Below are 22,241 nucleotides of genomic sequence, written 5' to 3' on the forward strand. Positions count from 1 at the left end.
TGCTCAGCCCCAGTCCTCAGCCCCGGTCCTCAGCCTCGGTGCTCAGCCCCGGTGCTCAGCCCCGGTAAGGGAACTGCGGGTTGTAAGGCTGCTGCCGGTTCGGCGCGTACGGGTTGCCGTAAGGGTTTCCCTGCGGCGGCAGGTGGGGCGGCATGCCCGGCGGAACCGTCGGTGCCCTGGGCGGCACGGGCCCCGGCATCGCCGCCAGGGTCGCCGGATGAGCCTTCAGCCGGATCCCGTACCGCCGCTTCAGCCGCCCCATCTCCAGCAGCGCGATCGCCGTGACCGTCAGCGGAGCGCCCAGGATGAAGACGACGCCCAGCGTGAGGCTCAGACCGTGCAGATCCCCGGTGACCAGGTCCGGGACGGCCACCAGCCAGCTCGTCACCAGGGCGAGCAGCGGCGGCAGACAGCGGTGCGTGGCGGCGGTGCCGAAGAAGTTGCCGGACACCCGCACCGCTCCGTAGGCCGTGAAGATGAGCATCCACATCATCGTCACACCGACGCCTATGATCACGATCGGGTTCGCCGACCCGTTCACCGTCTGCACCAGCACCAGCAGGGAGGCCACGCACCCCACGAACAGCAGGAGCAGCTTCAGCGAGTTGAGGAGCGGCACGCGCAACTGCCGCACGGTGCCGCCGCGCCGCCAGACCCAGAGCATCGCCCCGACCGTCAGCGGCGTGAGGAAGAGCAGGACGACCGAGGCGGTCATCGCGTTCTCCAGCAGCTCCGTGAGGTCGAAGCCACCCTCGACGAAGGTGTAGACCCCGAGGGACGTGACCGCCCCGGCGATGACGCGGAAGCTCTTGAGCCGCTCCACCGACGGATCGAGCGGCTGCGGTATCCACGCGGGGTGGAACACCGCCCGAGCCACGTCCTGGGGCTTCATGAGGGACCGGGCCGTCAGTGTGCCGCCCGTCCAACTTCCGCGTGTGCGTGCCATGTTGCGCTCCCCCGAGCACTCGCCGTCATGATCGCCCGGGAGTCTACGGGACACGGACGGCACCCCGCCGTCCGCGCCCGCAGCCCGGAATCCCTCACTCCCTGCCGCGCAGCTCCCGATACGTCGCGACCAGCGCCTTGGTGGACGCGTCCACGCCCTCGACCTCGGCGCCCTCGGTCAGGGCGGGCTCGACGCGCTTGGCGAGGACCTTGCCGAGCTCGACGCCCCACTGGTCGAAGGAGTCGATGTTCCACACCGCGCCCTGCACGAACACCTTGTGCTCGTAGAGGGCGACCAGCTGGCCCAGGACCGACGGGGTCAGCTCGGTGGCCAGGATCGTGGTGGTCGGGTGGTTGCCCTGGAACGTCTTGTGCGCCACCAGCTCCTCGGGCACCCCTTCGGCCCGCACCTCCTGCGGCGTCTTGCCGAAGGCGAGCGCCTGCGTCTGCGCGAAGAAGTTCGCCATCAGCAGGTCGTGCTGCGCCCTGAGCTCCTCGCTCAGCTCGGCGACGGGCCGGGCGAAGCCGATGAAGTCCGCCGGGATGAGCTTGGTGCCCTGGTGGATGAGCTGGTAGTAGGCGTGCTGCCCGTTGGTGCCGGGCGTGCCCCACACCACCGGGCCCGTCTGCCACTGGACGGGACGGCCCTCGCGGTCCACCGACTTGCCGTTGGACTCCATGTCGAGCTGCTGGAGGTAGGCGGTGAACTTCGACAGGTAGTGGCTGTAGGGCAGCACCGCGTGCGACTGGGCGTCATGGAAGTTGCCGTACCAGATGCCCAGCAGGCCCAGCAGCAGCGGGGCGTTGGCCTCGGCGGGCGCGTTGCGGAAGTGCTCGTCGACGATGCGGAAGCCGTCGAGCATCTCCCGGAAGCGGTCCGGCCCGATGGCGATCATCAGGGAGAGGCCGATCGCGGAGTCGTACGAGTAGCGGCCGCCGACCCAGTCCCAGAACTCGAACATGTTGTCGACGTCGATACCGAACCCGGCGACCTTCTCCGCGTTCGTCGACAGGGCCACGAAGTGCTTGGCCACCGCCTTCTCATCGCCCCCCAGGCCTTGCAGCAGCCAGGAGCGCGCCGAGGTCGCGTTGGTGATGGTCTCGATCGTGGTGAACGTCTTGGACGCGACGATGAACAGCGTCTCCGCAGGGTCCAGGTCGCGCACGGCCTCGTGCAGGTCGGCGCCGTCCACGTTCGACACGAAGCGGAACGTCAGCGAGCGGTCCGTGTAGGCGCGCAGCACCTCGTACGCCATCGCCGGGCCCAGGTCCGAGCCGCCGATACCGATGTTGACGACGTTGCGGATCCGCTTGCCGGTGTGCCCGGTCCACTCCCCGGAGCGGACGCGGTCGGCGAAGCCGGCCATCTTGTCCAGCACGGCGTGCACACCCGGCACCACGTTCTCGCCGTCGACCTCGACCACCGCGTCCCGCGGCGCCCGCAGCGCGGTGTGCAGCACGGCCCGGTCCTCGGTGACGTTGATCCGCTCGCCGCGGAACATGGCGTCCCGCAGCCCGAAGACGTCGGTGGCGGCGGCCAGCTCCTGGAGCAGGGCCAGCGTCTCGTCGGTGACCAGGTTCTTGGAGTAGTCGACGTACAGGTCGCCGACCCGGAGGGCGTACGCGGTGCCGCGGCCGGGCTCGGCGGCGAACAGCTCGCGCAGCCGGACCTCTCCCAGCTCTTCGCGGTGCTTGGCCAGCGCCGTCCACTCGGGCGTCTGGTTGAGCCTGGTACGGCCGTCTGCGTTCATCTCGGACTTCAGCCTTCTTCCTTGCCTGCCTGTGCTGCTGCGTACCTGCCCCGCTGCCGGTCCAACCTAGTTGATCAGCGGTTGCCGTGGCCTGTCGTCGCGCCGTCGTCCGGCGCAACAACAGGTACGTCCGACTGGCGCGCGGGTATCAGCGCGGTGACGGACAGGACGAAGAAGGCGGCCGCGAGCAGCGCGGGGGTGTTCTCGCCCCAGGCGCCGGCGACGGCTCCGCCCAGCAGCGCGCCCAGGGGTGCACCCGCGACCGCGAGCGTCCGGAAGGCGGAGCTCACACGACCCAGCAGCTCGGCGGGGCTGCGCTGCTGCATCAGCGTCGTGGTGTTGACGTTCCACACCATCCCCATGAACCCGAAGACGGCCAGGGCGGCCACCAGGGCGACCATGCTGCGCACCGAGCCCATGACGAGGAGAGCGGCGGTCTGCGCCGTCCCGGCGACGAGCACCAGGCGCATCCGTCCGAAGCGGGTGACGAGCCGGCCGCCGGCCGCTCCCCCGGCCAGGCTGCCGACCGTGTACGCGGTCATCGCCACCGCGTATCCGGCATTGCCCGCGTCGAGCCAGCCGGTCACCAGGATCACGAGGGTGGCGACGAGCGCGCCCATTCCGATGTTGCACAGGGCGGTGGCGGCGCACAGTCCGCGCAGGGCCTTGTCGCCGGTCAGGACGCGCAGTCCCTCGGCGATCTCCCGCCGCAGTGTGCTGCCCGCCGGCCCAGGCTCACGGTCCGGCCCGGCGGCCGGGAGCGTGGCGATGAGCGCGGCGGCCACCAGGAAGGTCACCGCGTCCGCCGCGAACGGCACCGCCACCCCGGCCGCCAGCAGCAGCGGCACCACCGGTCCGCCCAGCAGGCCACCGGCGATGCGCTGGCCGGTCAGCAGCCGGGCGTTGGCACTGCCCAGCGCGTCCCGGTCGACCAGAGCGGGCAGCAGCGCGGTCGCCGCGTTGTCGAAAAGGGTCTGGAGGGTGGTGAGCGCGAAGGCCAGCACGATCAGCAGGGCGATCGAGGCATGGCCGAGAGCGACGGCCACCGCGAAGGCGGCGACCAGCAGCCCGCGCAAGGCGTCCACCATCCACATGGCGCGCCGCTGGTCCACCCGGTCGGCGACGGCCCCGCCGAGCAGGCCGAAGACGATCCAGGGCAGATAGCCGCAGGCCGTGACGGAGGCGATGAGCAGCGGCTCGTCGGTCAGGGTGACCGCCAGCAGGGGCAACGCCGCCGTCCGCAGTGCGTCCCCGAAGCTCGACAGGACCGCGGCGCTCCAGAGCCGGCCGAAGCCTCCCCGCCACGCGGGCGCACGCACGCCCCCCACCTCTACCGTCGCCACTGCTCCCCCTCAGCTGTGTCCGATGCACAAACCGTAGAGGGCACCACTGACAATCGGTCCGCAGGCGGCCCGTGAGAGCAGCTCCGGCCGGGCACCTGCTGGTGCCCGGCCGGTCTCAATTCCTAGATCTCGCCCCGCAGTTTGGCGAGCGCCTCGGCGAGGATCGCCTCGCCGTCCGCGTCGCTGCGCCGCTCCCGTACATACGCCAGGTGCGTCTTGTAGGGCTCGGTGCGCGGTGGGTCCGGGGGGTTGTCCCGGTCCTGGCCGGCCGGGAATCCGCAGCGGGGACAGTCCCAGGTTTCGGGCACCTGCGCGTCGCTGGCGAAGCTCGGCTGGGTCTCGTGTCCGTTGGAGCACCAGAAGGAGATGCGCAGCCGCGGCGCGGACTCGCCGCGCTCGGCCTCGCCCATCGGCCCCGCCCCGACCCGGCTTCCCCGGATCGCGTTGCCACTTGCCACGGTCGTAACTCCCTGCGTGATGGTGCCGCGAAGCGAGTCGGCGTTCCGCTTCGCTGCGAGCGCCTCAGTCTACGTAAGGCCCAACGCGCGTCCAGTGATTGGAGTTACAACCCTCACACTAAGACGCAAGCCCCATGATAGGCCGCGCTCAGCTGCGCGTACCGAACATGGGGCCTTGCGTACGAGTTCGTGCGAAGTGCGTCTCGGTCAGTTGTTCACCTTCATCAGGATGCCGAGCACGACAATGCACGCGAACCAGCCCAGACCGACCACGACGGTGATCCGGTCGAGGTTGCGCTCGGCGACCGAGGAGCCGCCGACGGAGGACTGCATGCCGCCACCGAACATGTCGGAGAGGCCGCCGCCCTTCCCCTTGTGCATCAGCACCAGCAGCATCAGCAACAGGCTGAAGACGATCAGGGCGATCGAGAACCCCATAACCACGGCTGGACCAACTTCCTCGGATTCTGACGGACGACGCGGGGCCCAGCACATGCTGGACCCCGCAAGGGTACGACGTTACGCCGCTACCGCATACTCACTGGTCGCGGAACCGCACGATCTTGACGAACTCGTCGGCGTCCAGCGAGGCGCCGCCGACCAGGGCGCCGTCGATGTCGGCCTGGGCCATGATCTCGGCGACGTTGCCCGCCTTGACCGAGCCGCCGTACTGGATCCGGACCCTGTCGGCCAGGTCCTGCGAGTACAGCTCGGCGATCTTGCCGCGGATCGCGGAGCAGACCTCCTGGGCGTCCCCGGCTCCGCAGACCTTGCCGGTGCCGATGGCCCAGACGGGCTCGTAGGCGATCACGACGGTCTCGGCCTGCTCGGCGGGGAGGTCCTTCAGACCGCCCTCGACCTGGGCGAGGGTGTGGGAGACGTGGTTGCCCGCCTCGCGGACCTCCAGCTCCTCACCGACGCACAGGATGGGGGTCAGGCCGTGCTTGTAGGCGGCCTTGACCTTGGCGTTCACCAGCTCGTCGGTCTCGGCGTGGTACTGGCGCCGCTCGCTGTGGCCGATCGCGACGTACGAGCACTTCAGCTTGGCCAGCATCGGGCCGGAGATCTCGCCGGTGAAGGCACCGCCGTCGTGCGCCGAGATGTCCTGGGCGCCGTACTTGATCTTGAGCTTGTCGCCGTCGACCAGGGTCTGCACGGAGCGCAGGTCGGTGAAGGGCGGCAGGACGGCGACCTCGACGGCCTCGTAGTCCTTGTCGGCCAGGGCGAAGGCGAGCTTCTGGACGTGGGCGATGGCCTCGAGGTGGTTGAGGTTCATCTTCCAGTTGCCCGCCATCAGCGGCGTGCGCGCGGTCATGTGGGTCAGTCCTCCAGTGCGGCGAGGCCGGGGAGCGTCTTGCCCTCGAGGTATTCGAGGGAGGCGCCGCCACCGGTCGAGATGTGGCCGAATGCCGTCTCGTCGAAGCCCAGGGTGCGCACGGCGGCGGCGGAGTCGCCACCGCCGACCACGGTGAAGCCCTTGGATTCGACGAGGGCCTGGGCGACCGCCTTGGTGCCCTCGGCGTAGTCGGGGTGCTCGAAGACGCCCATGGGCCCGTTCCAGAAGACGGTGGCGGCGTCGGCGAGCTTGGACGCGTACAGCTTGCAGGTCTCGGGCCCGTTGTCGAGGCCCATCCGGTCGGCCGGGATGGCGTCCGCGGCGACGGTCGTGGGGTTGGCCGGGGCCTTGGTCTTCAGGTCCGGGAACTCGGTCGCGACGAGGATGTCCACCGGCAGGACCAGCTCGACGCCGGTCCTCTCGGCCCGCTCCATGTACTCCTGGACAGCGGGGATCTGGTCCTCCTGAAGGAGGGAGACGCCGACCTCGTAGCCCTTGGCCTTGAGGAAGGTGTAGGCCATCCCGCCGCCGATGAGGATGCGGTCGGCCCTGCCGAGCAGTTCGTCGATCACGGCGAGCTTGTCGGAGACCTTGGCCCCGCCGAGCGCGACGACGTACGGCCGCTCGACCTCGTCGGTGAGCTTCTTGAGGACGCCGACCTCGGTCGCGATGAGGTAGCCGGCGTAGTGCGGCAGCCGGGCCGGGAGGTCGAACACGGAGGCGTGCTTACGGTGCACCGCGCCGAAGCCGTCGCCCACGTAGACGTCGGCGAGGGCGGCGAGCCGGTCGGCGAAGGCGCCGCGCTCGGCGTCGTCCTTGCTCGTCTCGCCGGCGTTGAAGCGCAGGTTCTCGATGACCGCGACCTGGCCGTCGCTCAGGGCGGCGACTGCGGCCTGCGCGGACTCGCCGACCGTGTCGGTCGCGAAGGTCACGTCGGCGCCGAGGAGCTCACCGAGGCGCGCGGCGGCGGGGGCGAGGGAGAAGGCCGGGTCCGGGGCACCCTTGGGGCGGCCCAGGTGGGAGGCGACGACCACGCGGGCGCCCGCCTCGGCGAGGGCCTTGACCGTGGGCAGCACGGCGCGGATACGGCCGTCGTCGGTGATCGACGTGCCGTCCAGCGGCACGTTCAGGTCCGCGCGGACGAAAACCCGCTTGCCCGCGACCCCTTCGGCGAGGAGTTCGTCGATCGTCTTCATGAGGGGACTCCTGAAAGAGCTCGTGATCGCTCGTAAGCGCTCGTGATCGAACAGCTCTGATCTGTACGTGCGTCAGGGCTCGGACAGCGCGTCCTCGCGCTGCCCGAGCCCTGCACTCACATGGTCGTGCCTGCTTGGTTGATCAGAGCTGGTTGCCGACGAAGACCGTAAGGTCGACGAGGCGGTTGGAGTAGCCCCACTCGTTGTCGTACCAGCCGAGGATCTTCACCGAGTTGCCCTCCTGGACCATGGTCAGGGAGGAGTCGAAGGTGCAGGAGGCCGGGTCGCTGACGATGTCCGAGGAGACGATCTGGTCCTCGGTGTACGCCAGGTAGCCCTTGAGGTCGCCGTCCTCGGACGCCTTCTTGAACGCGGCGTTGACCTCGTCCTTGGTGACCTCGCGCTGGAGCGTCACGACCAGGTCGGTGGCCGAGCCGGTCGGGACCGGGACGCGCATCGCGATGCCGTCGAGCTTGCCCTTGAGCTGCGGCAGGACCAGCGCGGTGGCCTTCGCGGCACCCGTGGTCGTCGGGATGATGTTCTCGGCGGCGGCGCGGGCGCGACGCAGGTCCGAGTGCGGGAAGTCCAGGATGCGCTGGTCGTTGGTGTACGCGTGGACCGTCGTCATCAGGCCCTTGACGATGCCGAAGTTCTCGTCGAGGACCTTGGCCATCGGCGCCACACAGTTGGTGGTGCAGGAGGCGTTGGAGATGACGTGGTGGTTCGCCGGCTCGTACTTGTCCTGGTTGACACCCATCACGATGGTGATGTCCTCCTCCTTGGCCGGAGCCGAGATGAGGACCTTCTTGGCGCCGCCGGTGAGGTGCTTGGCGGCGTCGGCCTTCTTCGTGAAGATGCCGGTCGACTCGATGACGATGTCGACGCCCAGCTCGCCCCACGGGATGTCGGCGGGGTTGCGCTCGGAGAGCACCTTGATGGTGTGGCCGTCGACCGTGATCGTGTCTGCGGTGTGCGACACCTCTGCCTTGAGGCGGCCCAGGATGGTGTCGTACTTGAGCAGATGAGCGGTGGTCGCGGTGTCACCCAGGTCGTTGACAGCCACGATTTCGATGTCCGCACCCTGTTCCAGCAGCGCACGGAAGTAGTTGCGGCCGATGCGGCCGAAGCCGTTGATGCCTACGCGGATCGTCACGAACCGATCTCCTCGTTGGTACGCCGGCCATGAAGAGCCGGCGAGCTCTGTTTGGGATGTCCCCGACCGCCTACGACCCTACCTCCCTGAGCCCCAGGTGGTGACATCCAGATGCCTCATACACGGCAGGGCGGTCCGTACCCGCCAGTAGGGGTACGGACCGCCCACCACTGAGAGCAAGATCACTCGATTTCGCTACACGGAGCACGCCCCTGTTGACCAGGGACGTCACCCTTTCGGGGAAAGAGCGGCCCTCATGGGTCACCCGTCCAGGGAAGCGAGCGCCTTCCTCATCAGTGCCGTCCGGTCGGCCGCCGCGGCGACGTGTTCCAGGCCGAAGCCCAGCAGCACGGTGTCGTCCGTGGTGACCGCGCCGAATGTCTGGAACAGCGCCCCGGTGCGCGTCCAGTCCTTGAGGACGGCCGGGCTGCCCGCCGGCGGGCCGGCCGTCTTCCAGGCGCCGAGGGAGGTCTCGAAGCCCTCGGTCTCCTTCGCGGTGCCGCCGATGACGAGCGAGGCGTCGTCGGCGAGTACGCCGCGCCCGCCGGTGCCCGGGTCGGTGACGTAGCTGATCGACAGCTCGACCGTCTTGCCGGCGTAGGCGCTCAGGTCGAAGTTCACCTGCCGCCAGCCGCTGGAGGCGCCGGTGAGGCTGTGCCACTGGCCGGAGCTGCCGGCCGCGGTGCAGCCGGCGTCCGTCGGGGTGAGGTAGCGCTTCAGCCAGGGGTGCTCATTGATGTAGTAGCCGGCCGCGCACTCCTCCGGCACGGTGGCCTTGGTGGCACCGCCCGCCTCGGGCAGGGTCGTCCAGTCGTCGGCGCCGGTGGTGTGGGCCTCGACCAGGACGTGGTCGTAGCCGGGCTCGGTGTCCCACAGCAGCTGGGTGCGCAGCGTGGGCTTGTCGGCGGCCGTGGTGCCGGTGAGGTCCACGGTGCGGGTGAGGCGCTTGTAGCCGTCGTTGGTGTGGACGGCCGCCGCCATGGAGGAGCCGGCGTACGGGCCGTACGGGTTCACCGTGCCGGCGAACTGTCCCGCTCCCTCGCTCGCGAACTGCGGATACGTGTCGGCGGGGAGTTCGCCGGAGGTGACCGCGTAGGTGCCCGCCTTGTCCAGCGGGTTGCCGGGGGTGCCCGCGAGCGTGCCCGTGAAGCCGCCGAGCCTGCCGGAGCCGGTGAAGCCGGTCGCCCCGGGAGTGGAGGTGCGGCTGTAGGCGCCCAGGTAGTACTGGCTGAAGTCGTTCGACAGGGTGCCGCCGCCCAGGTCGACACTGCCGCCGGCCTGCTCGCCCGCCTCGATCAGCCGGCCGCCCTCGTTGAGGAAGGCCCGCAGCTGGAGCTGGGTGGCGACGCCCGGGGCGCCCGCGCCCGTGTAGTGGACGACGGTGTCGTAGTGGCTCAGCACGCCGAGCGCGTCGGGCGCGCCCTGCTGGGCGACGTCCCAGACGACGGCCTTGCGGCCGTTGGCCTTGAGCGCGTCGACGTAGCTCCGCGCCTGCGTGGCGGTGGCGCCTTCCTCGGCGACCACGAGGGTGTTCGCCCTGGGGAGCTCGGCCACGGTGTAGGTGTAGCGCTTGCTGGAGACCGGCTTCCCGTTCTTCGTCTCCCCGGTGAACCACACCTCGACCTTGTCGCCCGGGTCGCCGTCCTTGACCTTCGCCCGGTACTCGTCGAAGTAGAGGTTGTCCTCACCGCCGTACGTCTCGCCGCCCTTCCAGGGCTTGAGCGCCATGTCCTCGGTGCGGCCGCCGTTGACGCGGTACCTGAGCTCCTTGTCGCGCACGGACTTGCGTGCCACGACGGAGATCTCCTGGTCGGCGCCGCGCGAGTGCGACGTGGAGAAGGCGGCCGGGGTGAAGTCGGCGGCGCTCATGCCGACCGAGGAGGACGGCCGGTCGGGGTGGGCGGCCGACTCGGCGACGGAGAGCGCGAACGGGACGTTCTTCGCGAACTCCTGCTGGATCAGCTTCTCGTCGTCCGGGAAGGTGAAGACCGACCGGCAGTCGGACGCCTTCCACTCGTCGTTCGGGTCGACGTTCGAGGCCGTCGCGCAGGTCGACATCTCGGGGGTGAACATCGCCAGGCCGTTGACGTTCGCCGCGTGGCCGTCGGCCTCGCCGTTCGTCGTGTACAGCTCGGAGGAGACCTGCGGGTGGTAGCCGGGTACCGCCGGGTTCTCGGGCGTGCCGGCGAGCGCCTTGTACAGGACGTCGTCCGGGGTCTCCGTGGCCACCTGCCAGCCGACTCCGTAGAGGATGAGTTCGGCGGCGGAGTGGTAGTTGATGCCGTACGTGAAGCCGATCCGCTTCTGGAAGGCGTCCAGGGCCTTGGTCTCCGGCTCGGAGCCCGGGCTCGCGCCGCGGTAGGTCTCGCTGGTGGGGTTCGGGGACGAGCCCTCGTCGTCGTAGCCCCACTTGTAGGTGAAGTTGCGGTTGAGGTCGACGCCGTCGCCGGTGCTGATGACGCCGTCGCCGTTGACGTCCCGCAGGTTCTTGCGCCACATGCGGTTGTCGTCGCTCTTGAAGGTGTGGTCGTAACCGTCGGGGTTGGCCGACAGGAGGAACCACAGCTCGGTGGAGTCGACGATCTTCTTGACGCGCTTGTCCGTCCTGTACTTGTCCAGGTAGTGGTGCATCAGGCGCCGGGTCATCTCCGGCGTGATCCACTCGCGCGCGTGCTGGTTGGACATGTAGAGGACGGAGGGCTTGGAGCCGTCCTTCGTCTTCTTCGCGTTCTTGGTGAGCTTCAGGGCGAGGATGTCCTGGCCGCCCACCGTCTTGCCGATCGAGACGACCTTGGTGATGCCGGGGTGCTGCTGCGCGGCCCGGAGGATCTCCTCCTTCAGCCCGCCCCCTCCGCTGTACGGGCGGAACACGCCCTCGGCGGCGTTCTTGACGCGGTTCTCGGCGCCCGCGGAGACCTTGTGCTCGCTGAGGTCGACGCCCTGCTTGCGAAGCTTCTTCGCCTGCTGGTCGGTGAGATAGACCTCGACGGTGCCCGTGCCCTTCTCGGGCACCTGCTCGCCGAGCTCGTGGCCGTCCTGGCCGGCCGCCAGCAGCAGGGGTACCTGCTGCTGGGTGACCTCGGCCCGGAAGACCTTGACTTCGTCCGAGTCGGACGGGGCTGAACTTCCCGGTTGTGCCTGGGCGATGGGTGCGAAGCTCGCTCCGCCGATCAGGAGCGCGCCGACAGCGAGGATCGATCTCGCTCTTCGTCTCATGAACCCCCCTTGCGTGGGTTCGCCACAGCAGCGAACAGATGCCAGGCTCATGACAGTCCATGATCGAGTCAAGGGTGCCTCAGCGACACGCAAAAGCCGGTGCCGGTCACCCAAGTGGGCGCCGGACACCGGCTGATTGACGGTCTGTGAGGTCAGCCGACGAGGTTGTCGGCGAGGTCGTCCGCGAGGTTGGACTCCGTGCCCGGGATGCCGAGGTCGGAGGCGCGCTTGTCGGCCATGGCCAGCAGGCGCCGGATCCGGCCGGCGACGGCGTCCTTGGTCAGCGGCGGGTCGGCGAGCGCGCCCAGTTCCTCCAGGGAGGCCTGCTTGTGCTCCATGCGCAGCCGGCCGGCGGCGGCGAGGTGCTCGGGCACGTCGTCGGCGAGGATCTCCAGGGCGCGCTGCACGCGGGCACCGGCGGCGACGGCCGCGCGGGCCGAGCGACGGAGGTTGGCGTCGTCGAAGTTGGCGAGCCGGTTCGCCGTGGCCCGCACCTCGCGGCGCATCCGGCGCTCCTCCCAGGCCAGCACCGACTCATGGGCACCGAGCCTGGTCAGCAGGGCACCGATGGCGTCACCGTCACGGACGACGACCCGGTCCACGCCGCGCACCTCACGCGCCTTGGCCCCGATCGACAGGCGGCGGGCGGCGCCGACCAGCGCGAGCGCGGCCTCCGGGCCCGGGCACGTGACCTCCAGGGAGGAGGAGCGGCCGGGCTCGGTGAGCGAGCCGTGCGCCAGGAACGCGCCACGCCAGGCGGCCTCGGCGTCGCAGGTGGCCCCCGAGACCACCTGCGGGGGCAGGCCGCGGATCGGGCGGCCGCGCCCGTCGACCAGGCCGGTCTGGCGGGCCAGCTGGTCCCCGCCCGCGATGACGCGCACCACGTAGCGGGAACCGCGGCGCAGTCCGCCGGGTGCCATCACGATCAGTTCGGAGCTGTGGCCGAAGATCTCCAGGATGTCCCGCTTCAGTCGGCGGGCCGCCATCGCGGTGTCCAGCTCCGCCTCGATCACGATCCGACCGCTCACCAGGTGGAGGCCGCCGGCGAACCGCAGCATGGCGGAGACCTCCGCCTTTCTGCAGCAGGTCCGGGTGACGGGGAGCCGGGAGATCTCGTCCTTCACCGCTGCCGTCATCGCCATGGGCCGATCCTTCCATGCATCCGAAAAATACGGTCGTACGCGGCGGCCAACAGCTCCGGGTCGTGCCTCGGGGTCCCGTCGGGTCTGGCCACCGGCGCCAGCTCGACCGCGGCCCCGAACCGCTTGGCGGCGTCGGTCAGGGAGTCGCGGTCGGGCACGGCGGCCTCGTCGGCCAGCACCACGTCCAGGGCGAGTTTAGGGGCGTGTCGTCCCAAAACCTCCAAATGACGCTGCGGGGAGAAGCCCTCGGTTTCTCCGGGCTGCGGGGCGAGGTTCAGGGAGAGTACCCGGCGTGCCTTGGTCTGCGTGAGCGCGTCGAGCAGCTCCGGCACGAGCAGGTGCGGGATGACCGAGGAGAACCAGGAGCCGGGGCCGAGCACCACCCAGTCCGCGTCCAGGACGGCCCCGACCGCCTCGGGCACCGCGGGCGGGTCGCGCGGCACGACGTGCACGGACTGCACCTCGCCCGGGGTGAGGGCGACGGTGGCCTGGCCGCGGACCGTGTCGACCGCCTCCGGGCGCTCCGGGTCGTGGCCCTTGACCAGGGCCTGGAGCTCCAGCGGGACGGCGGACATGGGCAGCACGCGCCCCTGGGCGCCCAGCAGGCGTCCGACCAGGTCGAGGGCCTGCACATGGTCGCCGAGCTGTTCCCAGAGGGCGACGATCAGCAGATTGCCGACCGCGTGCTCGTGCAGGTCGCCCTGGGACTGGAAGCGGTGCTGGATGACCCGGGCCCAGGTCTGGCCCCAGTCGTCGTCACCGCACAGCGCGGCCAGCGCCTTGCGCAGGTCGCCGGGCGGCAGCACGCCCAGCTCGTCGCGGAGCCGGCCGCTGGACCCGCCGTCGTCTGCCACGGTGACGACGGCGGTGAGGTCGCCGGTGATGCGGCGCAGTGCGGCCAGCGAGGCGGAGAGGCCCATGCCGCCGCCGAGGGCGACGACCTTGGGCTGGGTGCCCCGGCGGCGCGGTCTGCCGCCACGGGCCTCGGCGGGCCGGCCGGCCCGTGCGTCGGTGGAGCCGTCGGGCACCACCCGGCGCAGCCGGCTCAGCCGCGGAGTACGTCGTGTCATTCGCGTCCCATGTCCCGGTGTACGACCACTGTCTCCACGCCCTCGGACGCGAGCCGGGCGGCGAGCTTCTCCGACATGGCGACCGAGCGGTGCTTGCCGCCCGTGCAGCCCACGGCGATGGTCACGTAGCGCTTGCCCTCACGGCGGTAGCCGGTGGCGACGAGCTGGAGGAGCTCCGTGTACCGGTCCAGGAACTCCTTGGCTCCGGGCTGGTTGAAGACGTACCCGGAGACCTCTTCGTTGAGGCCGGTGTACGGGCGCAGCTCCGGGACCCAGTGCGGGTTCGGCAGGAAGCGGCAGTCGACGACGAGGTCGGCGTCGACCGGCAGACCGTACTTGTAGCCGAAGGACATCACCGTGGCCCGCAGCTCCGGCTCCTCCTCACCGGCGAACTGGGCGTCCATCTTGGCGCGCAGCTCGTGCACGTTCAGGCTGGAGGTGTCGATCACCAGGTCGGCGTCGCCGCGCAGCTCGCGCAGCAGTTCGCGCTCGGCGTCGATGCCGTCGACGATCCGGCCGTCGCCCTGGAGGGGGTGCGGGCGGCGGACCGACTCGAAGCGGCGTACCAGGGCCTCGTCGGAGGACTCCAGGAAGACGATCCTCCGGGTGACGTTCTTCGCCTCCAGGTCGGCGAGGGACTCGCGGAGGTTGTCGAAGAAGCGGCGGCCGCGGACGTCGACGACGACGGCGATCCGGGCCACGTTGCCCTGGGAGCGGGCGCCGAGCTCCACCATGGTGGGGATCAGCGCGGGCGGCAGGTTGTCGACGACGAACCAGCCGAGGTCCTCCAGGCACTTCGCCGCCGTCGAGCGGCCTGCCCCGGACATGCCGGAGATGATCACCAGCTCGGGGATGGCCGCGTCCGGGACCGGGGCCTTGTCGTTGGGCGTGCCCGTGCTCACCTGTGCTCCGTCTCCGGCTTGCTGTTCTTGCCCGTCGTGCTCGTTCACATTCATGTCTCCTGCCCCCGTCGTTCGTCCGGGGCGCCCATCGTCACGGGCTCCCCACTGGAACCCATGGTGCCGGGTTCCGAGCCGGCTTCCGTGCCGGGTTCCTCTTCCATGATCTCTCCGGTCGCCGTGTTGACGGCGGGTGCGGCCGGGGCCGCCTGGGCGAGGGCCGCCGCGATGGTCTCCGCGGTCTTGCGGCCTATGCCGGGTACCTCGCAGATCTGGTCGATGGTGGCAGATCGCAATTTCTTCAACGAACCGAAGTGTTTCAGGAGTGCCTGCTTCCGCGTGTCCCCGAGTCCCGGCACGTCGTCCAGGGGGCTGGAGCGGAAGCGCTTGGCCCGTTTCGCGCGCTGGTAGGTGATCGCGAAGCGGTGGGCCTCGTCACGAACCCGCTGGAGCAGGTAGAGGCCCTCGCTGGTGCGGGGCAGGATCACCGGGTCGTCGTCGCCGGGCAGCCAGACCTCCTCCAGGCGCTTGGCTAGGCCGCACACGGCGATGTCGTCGATACCGAGCTCGTCCAGGGCCCGCCGGGCGGCCACGACCTGGGGGGCGCCGCCGTCGACGACCACGAGCTGGGGCGGGTAGGCGAACTTCCTGGGGCGGCCGTCGTCCTCGGTGGGGCCGGTCCCGACGATCTCGCCGTGGCTGTTGATCTCAGGGGTGTCGTCCTCGGGGGTGTCCGCGCCCTCGCCGTCGGTCCACTCGCCCGTCTTCTCCTTCTCGGCGAGATAGCGCCGGAAGCGGCGGGTGATCACCTCGTGCATGGAGCGGACGTCGTCCTGCCCGGCGAAGCCCTTGATCTGGAAGCGCCGGTACTCGCTCTTGCGGGCCAGGCCGTCCTCGAAGACGACCATGGACGCCACGACGTCGTCGCCCTGGAGGTGGGAGATGTCGTAGCACTCGATCCTGAGCGGGGCGCTGTCCAGGTCGAGGGCGTCGGCGATCTCCTCCAGGGCACGCGAGCGTGTGGTCAGGTCGGAGGCGCGCTTGGTCTTGTGCAGGACGAGCGCCTGCTGCGCGTTACGCTGGACCGTCTCCATGAGGGCCTTCTTGTCGCCGCGCTGCGGGACGCGCAGCGAGACGATCGAGCCGCGCCGCCCGGTGAGCCACTCCTGGACGGGCTCCACGGGGTCGGGCAGGGCCGGGACCAGGACCTCCTTGGGGACGGCGTCGCCGGTCTCCTCGCCGTACAGCTGCTGCAGGGCGTGCTCCACGAGCGCGCCGGTGGTGATCTCCTCCACCTTGTCGGTGACCCAGCCGCGCTGGCCGCGCACGCGTCCGCCGCGTACGTGGAAGATCTGGACGGCCGCCTCCAGCTCGTCCTCGGCGACCGCGATCAGGTCGGCGTCGGTCGCGTCGGCCAGCACGACCGCGCTCTTCTCCATGGCCTTCTTCAGGGCCCCGATGTCGTCGCGCAGCCGGGCCGCCCGCTCGTACTCCATCTCCTCGGCCGCCTCGCCCATCTGCTTCTCCAGGCGGCGGATGTAGGTGTTCGTGCGGCCGGTCATGAAGTCGCAGAACTCGTCGGCCAGTTCGCGGTGCTCCTCGGCGGAGACCCGGTCCACGCAGGGGGCCGAGCACTTGCCGATGTAGCCGAGGAGGCAGGGGCGGCCGGTGCGGGCGGCGTTCTTGAAGACACCGGCCGAGCACGTGCGCACGGGGAAGACGCGGAGCAGCAGGTCCACGGTGTCGCGAATGGCCCACGCGTGCCCGTACGGCCCGAAGTAGCGGACGCCCTTCTTCTTGTGACCGCGCATCACCTGCACGCGCGGGTACTCCTCGTTCATCGTCACCGCGAGGTACGGGTAGCTCTTGTCGTCGCGGTACTTGACGTTGAACCGGGGGTCGTACTCCTTGATCCAGGAGTACTCCAGCTGGAGCGCCTCAACCTCCGTGGACACCACCGTCCACTCCACGGACGCGGCCGTGGTGACCATGCTCCGGGTGCGCGGGTGCATTCCCGCCACGTCCTGGAAGTAGTTCGCCAGGCGCTGGCGCAGGCTCTTCGCCTTCCCGACGTAGATCACCCGGCGGTGCTCGTCGCGGAACCTGTAGACCCCCGGCGTGTCGGGGATCTCACCCGGTTTGGGGCGGTAGCTGGAGGGGTCGACCATGTCTCACACCCTACTGGCGAGCACCGACAGTCCGACGGGAGCGCGGGGCACGATCACGGGCTTGGCGGGTGGCAGTTTCCAACGGCATGTCCCGCCGCGGGGATTACGGCGGGCCGGTAGCGGGAATGCAGGCTTCCCACGGGGACACGGCGACGTCCGGCGGACGAGGGCCGTGTCGGTGCAGGCACAGGTTGTCAGTGCGGACCGGCCGCTTCCCACGCGGAGCGGGCGGGCCACGGGTCGGAGGGCTGCGCAGATGAAGCGGATGCGGATCGAGAAAACCCGGCGGACGGTCCGTGCCCGCCGGTACGCGGACGAGGCGTTCGCTCTGCGCGACGCCCTGGACCCGCGCGACCCCGACATAGTGCGGGCCAAGCGTCTCGCCCTCGAGGAACAGGGCGGAAGCGACCGCTCCTAGGAACTCACCGTCTGCCGCGAACGCCCGGGGTGTACGCCCCGGGCGTTCGCATGTCCGGCCGGGCGTACATCACTGTCCGGCATCAGGTGTTGTCGGGACCAGGTCAACACGCTTCAATGCGGTGGAACTCGGGACCCTGAACGACGGCGTACGGATGTGAAGACCTGCCGTGCGCCGGCAGGACGGCCCCGGGCGGCCAGTGCGAACGGTCTGACCAGCCGTTGCCGACTCACAGAGAGGCCCCTGCATGCCGCACGCCACACAGCACGCGGACGTCGCCACCGCGGACCTGGACTCGGCCCTGCGAGGCGGCCCCTTCCACGTCGCCCTGCGTGCGGCGATCGCGGCCCGCGGGCTGCCGCTGCAACGCGTGCAGCACCACCTGTCCCGCCACGGCGTGAAGGTCGGTGTCACCAGCCTGAGTTACTGGCAGCAGGGAGCCAGGCGTCCGCAGCGCCCCGAGTCGCTGCGAGCCGTCCGCGCGCTGGAAGAGATCCTGGACCTTCCCGAGGAGTCGCTGATCCGGCTGCTCGCCGAGTCCGACGCCGGCCCGTCCGGGCAGCGGCCCGCGGCCCGGTCCTATCGCTCCCTCGTCGAGGCCTCCGGAGTCCTGGACCAGTTGCTGGCCGAGCTGGACTGCCCGCCGGACGGGGGCCTGCACACCCTCGGGCACCACGAGCGGCTGCGCATCGGGGCGCGACGCGAGCTGGCCGAGCGCGAGTCGCACCACATCGTGCGCGCCCACCGGGACGGCGTCGACCGCTTCGTCGCCGTCCACCACGGCGACCGGGGAGCCGTGCCCGAGCGCATGAGGGTGCACGCCCTGGAGAACTGCCGTACAGGACGCGTGCGTTGGCACCGCGATACCGGCGTGTTCGCCGCCGAGCTGCTCTTCGACACCCGGCTGCGGGCCGGGGACACGTTCCTGTTCCGCTACGGAGTCGAGGACGGAACGGCGGATGAGTCGCGCGAGTACGTCCGGGGCTTCGACGCCCCCGGCGGCCAGTACGCACTCCAGGTGTGCTTCGACGCGGCGGCCCTCCCGGTGCGCTGCCACCGGTTCGCTCAGCACTCGGCGGCGGCGCCGCGCAGCGGCTGCCAGGACCTGCCCCTGAGCGGACGCCACCGGTCGGTGCACGTGGTCGAGCCGCGGGTGCGGGCCGGGTTTCTGGGGATCGGCTGGGACTGGGAGTAGGCGTCACGACGGCGGAGCCCTGTCCGGTCTGCGGTCGCGATGATGGTCTCGTACGGACGTAAACGTTTGCGCAAGCGTTTACGTCTGCCGTCGGATGCGATACGTTCCTCCCGCCGGACCAGCGGTATCACCGGGTACCACCGGGTATCACCCCCACCGGGTATCACCGGACCACCGGCAGCGGAGAAGGGAACGGCATGGCGACCATGGCCGACGTCGCGCGGAGCGCCGGTGTCTCCGTGGCGACCGTCTCGCACGTGCTGAACGGCACCCGGCCGGTACTGCCGCACACCCGTCAGGCGGTCCTGGACGCCGTGGAGGAGCTCGGCTACACCACGAACACGCTGGCCCGCTCCCTGGTGACGTCCCGCACCCGTTCCATCGGGCTTGCCGTGTCGGCGATCAGCAACCCGTACTTCACGGAGATCCTCCAGGGAGTCGAGGCGAGTGCCCTGGAACACGGCTACAGCCTGCTGATCGCCGATCCGCACGACGACCCGGAGCACGAGCGCAAGGTCGTCCAGCTGCTGCACGAGCGCCGGGTGGACGGCATGATCGTCGCGCCCTCGGCGGATCCGCGCGGGCTGCTCGCCTACCTTGAGCGGCACGACGTGCCGGCGGTGTTCCTCGACCGGCTGGTGAGCGCCTCGGCCGGCGACAGCGGTCCCCGTTTCGACCAGGTGTGCGCCGACAACGCCGAACCGACGTCCGGGCTGGTCACTCATCTCGCCGGCCTCGGCCACCGGCGGATCGGGCTGGTGGCGGGGCGGCCGGGGCTGAGCACCACGAGCGAGCGGATCACCGGCTACCGCAGCGGTCTCGCCTTCGCGGGACTGCCGTACGACGAGCGGCTCCTGGTGCACGGCGACTCGGAGTCGGCCGGTGGCGAACAGGCCACCGCGGCCCTGCTGTCCCTCGCCGTGCCGCCCACCGCGCTCGTCACCGGCAACAACGCCATGACCATCGGGGCACTGCGTGCCCTGCGCGCCCGCGGCCTGTCCGTACCGGGCGACATCGCGCTGTGCTGCTTCGACGACTTCGCCTGGGCTGATCTGTTCTCGCCCCGGCTCACCGCGATCGCGCAGCCCAGCAAGGACATCGGCGCCCGGGCCGTACACGTGCTCCTGGAGCGTCTCGCCGAGCCGGACCGGCCGGCGCGGACGGAGCGGCTCCCCTCCGCCTTCGTCCACCGCACCTCGTGCGGCTGCCCGGAGGAGCCGACACGACCCGAACGACCCGAACGTCCCGGGCATTCCGAACGGCCTCGGCAGGCCCGACAGCCCCAGTAGTCCACGCAGTCCCGCGCAGTCCCCGTAGTCCGCACGGCCCGCAGTCCGAGAGAGGAACCGTCGCATGATCGTCGTCGCCGGTGAGGCACTGATCGACCTGGTACCGCGGGGCGCGGGTGCCCTGGCGGCGCTGCAGCCGGCGCTCGGCGGCGGCCCGTACAACACGGCCGTGGCGCTGGGCCGTCTCGGCTCCCCCGCCGCCTTCTGCTCCCGGGTGTCGTACGACGCCTTCGGAGAGGCGCTGCTGGACCGGCTGCGCGAGACCGGGGTCGACGTGTCGTCGGTGCAGCGCGGGGCCGAGCCGACGACCCTCGCTGTCGCGACGGTCGGCGTGGACGGCTCGGCGGCGTACTCCTTCTATGTGGACGGGACCGCTGACCGGCTGTTCGCGGCGCCCTCCGCGCTGCCGTCGGGCACCCGTGCGGTCTCCTTCGGCACCTGCTCGCTGGTGCTGGAGCCGGGGGCGAGCGCGTACGAGGAACTGATGCGTTCGGCGGCGGCGCGGGGCGTGTTCACCGCGCTGGACCCGAACATCAGGGCCGGGCTGATCCCGGACGCGGACGCCTACCGGGCGCGGTTCAAGAGCTGGCTGCCGTCGGTGTCGCTGCTGAAGCTGTCCGCCGAGGACGCCCAGTGGCTCGGCGGCACGCCCCAGGAGTGGCTGGCTGCGGGCCCGGCAGCGGTCGTGGTCACCCGGGGCGGCGACGGGCTGACCGTCTTCACCGCTGACGGCGGGGAGTACACGGTGCCGGGCGAGCGGGTGGAGGTCGTGGACACGATCGGTGCGGGCGACACGGTCAACGCGGCGCTGCTGCACGGGCTCGCGGTGCGCGATGCGCTGAGCGTGCGAGCCCTGGAAGCGCTGGGGTCCGACGGTTGGGCGGAACTGCTGGGCTTCGCGGCGCGCGCCGCGGCGATCACCTGCTCACGGGCGGGGGCGGAGCCGCCGTACGCGCACGAGCTGGACGGCTGAAGCCGGTCAGCCGGCCTCTCCCACGGCCCGCAGCGCGCCGGGGCGGCGACCGTCGAGGCGGTCCAGGGCGGCGGCCGTGGCATCGTCGGCGGGCAGATGGACGATCACGCGCTGGCCCTCGTCGGGCAGCACGAGCGTCTCGTGCAGCAGTCGCAGCGATCCGGCCTCCGGGTGCTCGATCTGCTGGGATCCCGTCCGCCGCGGGGCCAGGGCCAGGTCCGCGAACCGGTCGGCGAAGTCCGCCCCCGCCGTCACCGTCAGCTCGTCGGCCAGCTCGGCGACGTGCGGATCCCGGAGCGGGGCCCCGTGCCGGAGCCGGGCGACGAGGTCGTCGGCCACCCGGTCCCAGTCGCGGTAGGCGTCGCGGGCCCGCTCGTCGGTGAACAGGTACCGGAGCAGATTGGGCCGTTCGTCGTCGAGCAGGCCGATGGGTCCGGCCAGCCGCTCGTAGCCCGCGGTGTGGGCGAGGATGTCGCCGATCCAGTTGACCACCAGCGCGGGGGCCGGCTCCAGGCGGTCGAGCACCGACCGGACGGTGGGGCGTGCGCTGTAGCCGAGCGAAGGGGCCGCCGCGCAGACCAGCGGGTCGCCGCCGTCCGCCTCTTTGGTCAGGCGGCGCAGCAGCATCCGGTCGTCGAGCGACAGCTGCAGGGCGTCGGCGAGGGCACCGAGCACCTGGGCGGAGGGGTTGCGGTCGCGCCCCTGTTCCAGCCGGGTGAGGTACTCGACGCTGACACCGGCGAGCGTGGCCAGTTCGGCGCGTCGCAGCCCCGGGGTGCGGCGCCGGGGTCCCGTGGGCAGGCCCGCCTCGGCGGGGCTGACGGCTTCTCGCCAAGTGCGCAGGAACGTGCCCAACTCGTTGTCGCTCACCCGCCGAACGTACAACGCGCGCGGGCCCGGATCGTGGCCCTGCCACTACCAGGCTCCGGGCGGTCTCCCTCCCGGGCCGCGTGCCCCTCAGGGTGGAGCACATGACGAATGACATCGCTGCCGCCGCTGCCGCCACCGCCCTGCCGCTGGCTCCGGGTGACTGGGCCCTGGACCCGTTCCACTCGTCCGTGAACTTCACCATCCGTCACCTGGGCATCGCCAAGGTGCGGGGGCGCTTCGAGCGGCTGGAGGCCGAACTGTCCGTCGGGGAGCGGGTCGAGGACGTGCGGGTCTCCGCGACCGTCGACCTGGCCTCGATCGACACCGGCAACGCCGACCGGGACGCGCATGTACGCGCCTCCGACCTGCTCGACGTCGAGAAGCGCCCGACGATGACGTACCGCTCGACGCGGGTGTCGGGTGAGGGCGAGGAGTGGACGATGGAGGGTGAGCTGACGATCGGCGGGGTGACCCGGCCGGTGTCGCTGGCCGTGGAGTTCGGCGGGCTGGTCGAGGTGCTCATGGACGGCAGCCGGCATGCCGGGTTCGAGGCCACGGGTGAGATCCGGCGCAGCGAGTTCGGGCTGGGCTTCGCTCCCGGTCTGCTCGGGGAAGTGGTGAAGATCCAGCTCGACATGCAGTTCGTGGAGCCGAAGAGCGACTGATCGGCACACGGACGCGCTACGCGCCGACGCGCCGTGCCCCACGGGAGTTCCCGTGGGGGCCGGCGGGGGGGCGGGGGCCCCACGCGGTGGTGGTACGCCGGGGAGTGGTCGCCGGCGGCCGCGGGGTGTGTGGGGGGGTGGTGGGGGTTGTGGG

At 70.8% G+C, this 22,241-nt stretch carries 19 protein-coding genes; 5 read left to right on the forward strand and 14 right to left on the reverse strand.

What is annotated here, in order from left to right; genetic code table 11:
• Window positions 1–55 precede the first annotated feature (55 nt).
• The 13 genes from ACIBK5_RS16920 to uvrC form a co-directional block, all read right to left on the reverse strand.
• Window positions 56–946, reverse strand: a complete 891-nt coding sequence (locus ACIBK5_RS16920; protein WP_399020331.1) for a hypothetical protein — start codon at window positions 944–946, stop codon at window positions 56–58.
• A gap of 94 nt (window positions 947–1,040) precedes the next feature.
• Window positions 1,041–2,696 carry a glucose-6-phosphate isomerase gene (pgi, locus tag ACIBK5_RS16925; protein WP_399020333.1) on the reverse strand — a complete coding sequence of 552 codons (1,656 nt, stop codon included), beginning with the start codon at window positions 2,694–2,696 and terminating at the stop codon, window positions 1,041–1,043.
• A 74-nt stretch (window positions 2,697–2,770) separates the two neighbouring features.
• Window positions 2,771–4,039 (reverse strand): MFS transporter, encoded by a 1,269-nt coding sequence (locus ACIBK5_RS16930; protein ID WP_399020335.1) that lies wholly within the window; start codon window positions 4,037–4,039, stop codon window positions 2,771–2,773.
• Between the two features lie 122 nt (window positions 4,040–4,161).
• Window positions 4,162–4,497, reverse strand: a complete 336-nt coding sequence (locus tag ACIBK5_RS16935) for an RNA polymerase-binding protein RbpA (RefSeq protein WP_003976875.1) — start codon at window positions 4,495–4,497, stop codon at window positions 4,162–4,164.
• Between the two features lie 207 nt (window positions 4,498–4,704).
• On the reverse strand, window positions 4,705–4,935 hold the full coding sequence (secG, locus tag ACIBK5_RS16940; RefSeq protein WP_184596855.1) for a preprotein translocase subunit SecG: 231 nt from the start codon (window positions 4,933–4,935) through the stop codon (window positions 4,705–4,707).
• Between the two features lie 100 nt (window positions 4,936–5,035).
• Window positions 5,036–5,812 (reverse strand): triose-phosphate isomerase, encoded by a 777-nt coding sequence (gene tpiA / locus ACIBK5_RS16945; protein WP_399020337.1) that lies wholly within the window; start codon window positions 5,810–5,812, stop codon window positions 5,036–5,038.
• Window positions 5,813–5,817: 5 nt separating this feature from the next.
• Entirely contained in the window at window positions 5,818–7,029 is a 1,212-nt protein-coding gene (locus ACIBK5_RS16950; protein WP_399020339.1) for a phosphoglycerate kinase, read from the reverse strand.
• A 142-nt stretch (window positions 7,030–7,171) separates the two neighbouring features.
• Window positions 7,172–8,182, reverse strand: coding sequence for a type I glyceraldehyde-3-phosphate dehydrogenase (gene gap, locus ACIBK5_RS16955; protein ID WP_399020341.1), 1,011 nt, complete (start codon window positions 8,180–8,182; stop codon window positions 7,172–7,174).
• A 261-nt stretch (window positions 8,183–8,443) separates the two neighbouring features.
• Window positions 8,444–11,398, reverse strand: coding sequence for a M14 family zinc carboxypeptidase (locus ACIBK5_RS16960; RefSeq protein ID WP_399020343.1), 2,955 nt, complete (start codon window positions 11,396–11,398; stop codon window positions 8,444–8,446).
• A 152-nt stretch (window positions 11,399–11,550) separates the two neighbouring features.
• Window positions 11,551–12,540 carry a DNA-binding protein WhiA gene (gene whiA / locus ACIBK5_RS16965; RefSeq protein WP_382498783.1) on the reverse strand — a complete coding sequence of 330 codons (990 nt, stop codon included), beginning with the start codon at window positions 12,538–12,540 and terminating at the stop codon, window positions 11,551–11,553.
• A complete protein-coding gene (gene yvcK, locus ACIBK5_RS16970; protein ID WP_399020345.1) occupies window positions 12,531–13,610 on the reverse strand; it encodes a uridine diphosphate-N-acetylglucosamine-binding protein YvcK in 1,080 nt (359 codons plus the stop codon). The genes whiA and yvcK overlap by 10 nt, the downstream gene beginning before the upstream one ends.
• Window positions 13,607–14,566, reverse strand: a complete 960-nt coding sequence (gene rapZ / locus ACIBK5_RS16975; protein WP_399020348.1) for an RNase adapter RapZ — start codon at window positions 14,564–14,566, stop codon at window positions 13,607–13,609. The genes yvcK and rapZ overlap by 4 nt, the downstream gene beginning before the upstream one ends.
• Window positions 14,563–16,677 carry an excinuclease ABC subunit UvrC gene (gene uvrC / locus ACIBK5_RS16980; RefSeq protein WP_399020350.1) on the reverse strand — a complete coding sequence of 705 codons (2,115 nt, stop codon included), beginning with the start codon at window positions 16,675–16,677 and terminating at the stop codon, window positions 14,563–14,565. The genes rapZ and uvrC overlap by 4 nt, the downstream gene beginning before the upstream one ends.
• Window positions 16,678–16,942: 265 nt before the next feature.
• Here uvrC and ACIBK5_RS16985 point away from each other — a divergent pair, with 265 nt between their 5' ends.
• From ACIBK5_RS16985 to ACIBK5_RS17000, 4 genes are all read left to right on the forward strand, one after another.
• Window positions 16,943–17,095, forward strand: coding sequence for a hypothetical protein (locus ACIBK5_RS16985; protein ID WP_184597020.1), 153 nt, complete (start codon window positions 16,943–16,945; stop codon window positions 17,093–17,095).
• Window positions 17,096–17,342: 247 nt separating this feature from the next.
• A complete protein-coding gene (locus ACIBK5_RS16990) occupies window positions 17,343–18,290 on the forward strand; it encodes a hypothetical protein (protein WP_399020352.1) in 948 nt (315 codons plus the stop codon).
• 197 nt (window positions 18,291–18,487) lie between these two features.
• Window positions 18,488–19,579 carry a LacI family DNA-binding transcriptional regulator gene (locus tag ACIBK5_RS16995; RefSeq protein WP_399020354.1) on the forward strand — a complete coding sequence of 364 codons (1,092 nt, stop codon included), beginning with the start codon at window positions 18,488–18,490 and terminating at the stop codon, window positions 19,577–19,579.
• A gap of 64 nt (window positions 19,580–19,643) precedes the next feature.
• A complete protein-coding gene (locus ACIBK5_RS17000; protein ID WP_399020355.1) occupies window positions 19,644–20,552 on the forward strand; it encodes a carbohydrate kinase in 909 nt (302 codons plus the stop codon).
• 6 nt (window positions 20,553–20,558) lie between these two features.
• Here ACIBK5_RS17000 and ACIBK5_RS17005 read toward each other — a convergent pair whose 3' ends face one another.
• Complete coding sequence (locus ACIBK5_RS17005) at window positions 20,559–21,422, reverse strand: helix-turn-helix domain-containing protein (RefSeq protein ID WP_399020357.1); 864 nt, start codon at window positions 21,420–21,422, stop codon at window positions 20,559–20,561.
• A gap of 101 nt (window positions 21,423–21,523) precedes the next feature.
• Here ACIBK5_RS17005 and ACIBK5_RS17010 point away from each other — a divergent pair, with 101 nt between their 5' ends.
• Window positions 21,524–22,087: a YceI family protein gene (locus ACIBK5_RS17010; RefSeq protein ID WP_399020359.1), complete on the forward strand. Its 564-nt coding sequence runs from the start codon at window positions 21,524–21,526 to the stop codon at window positions 22,085–22,087.
• Window positions 22,088–22,241: the final 154 nt, after the last annotated feature.

It is taken from the genome of Streptomyces sp. NPDC050546 (assembly GCF_044457425.1).
Taxonomy (GTDB): domain Bacteria; phylum Actinomycetota; class Actinomycetes; order Streptomycetales; family Streptomycetaceae; genus Streptomyces.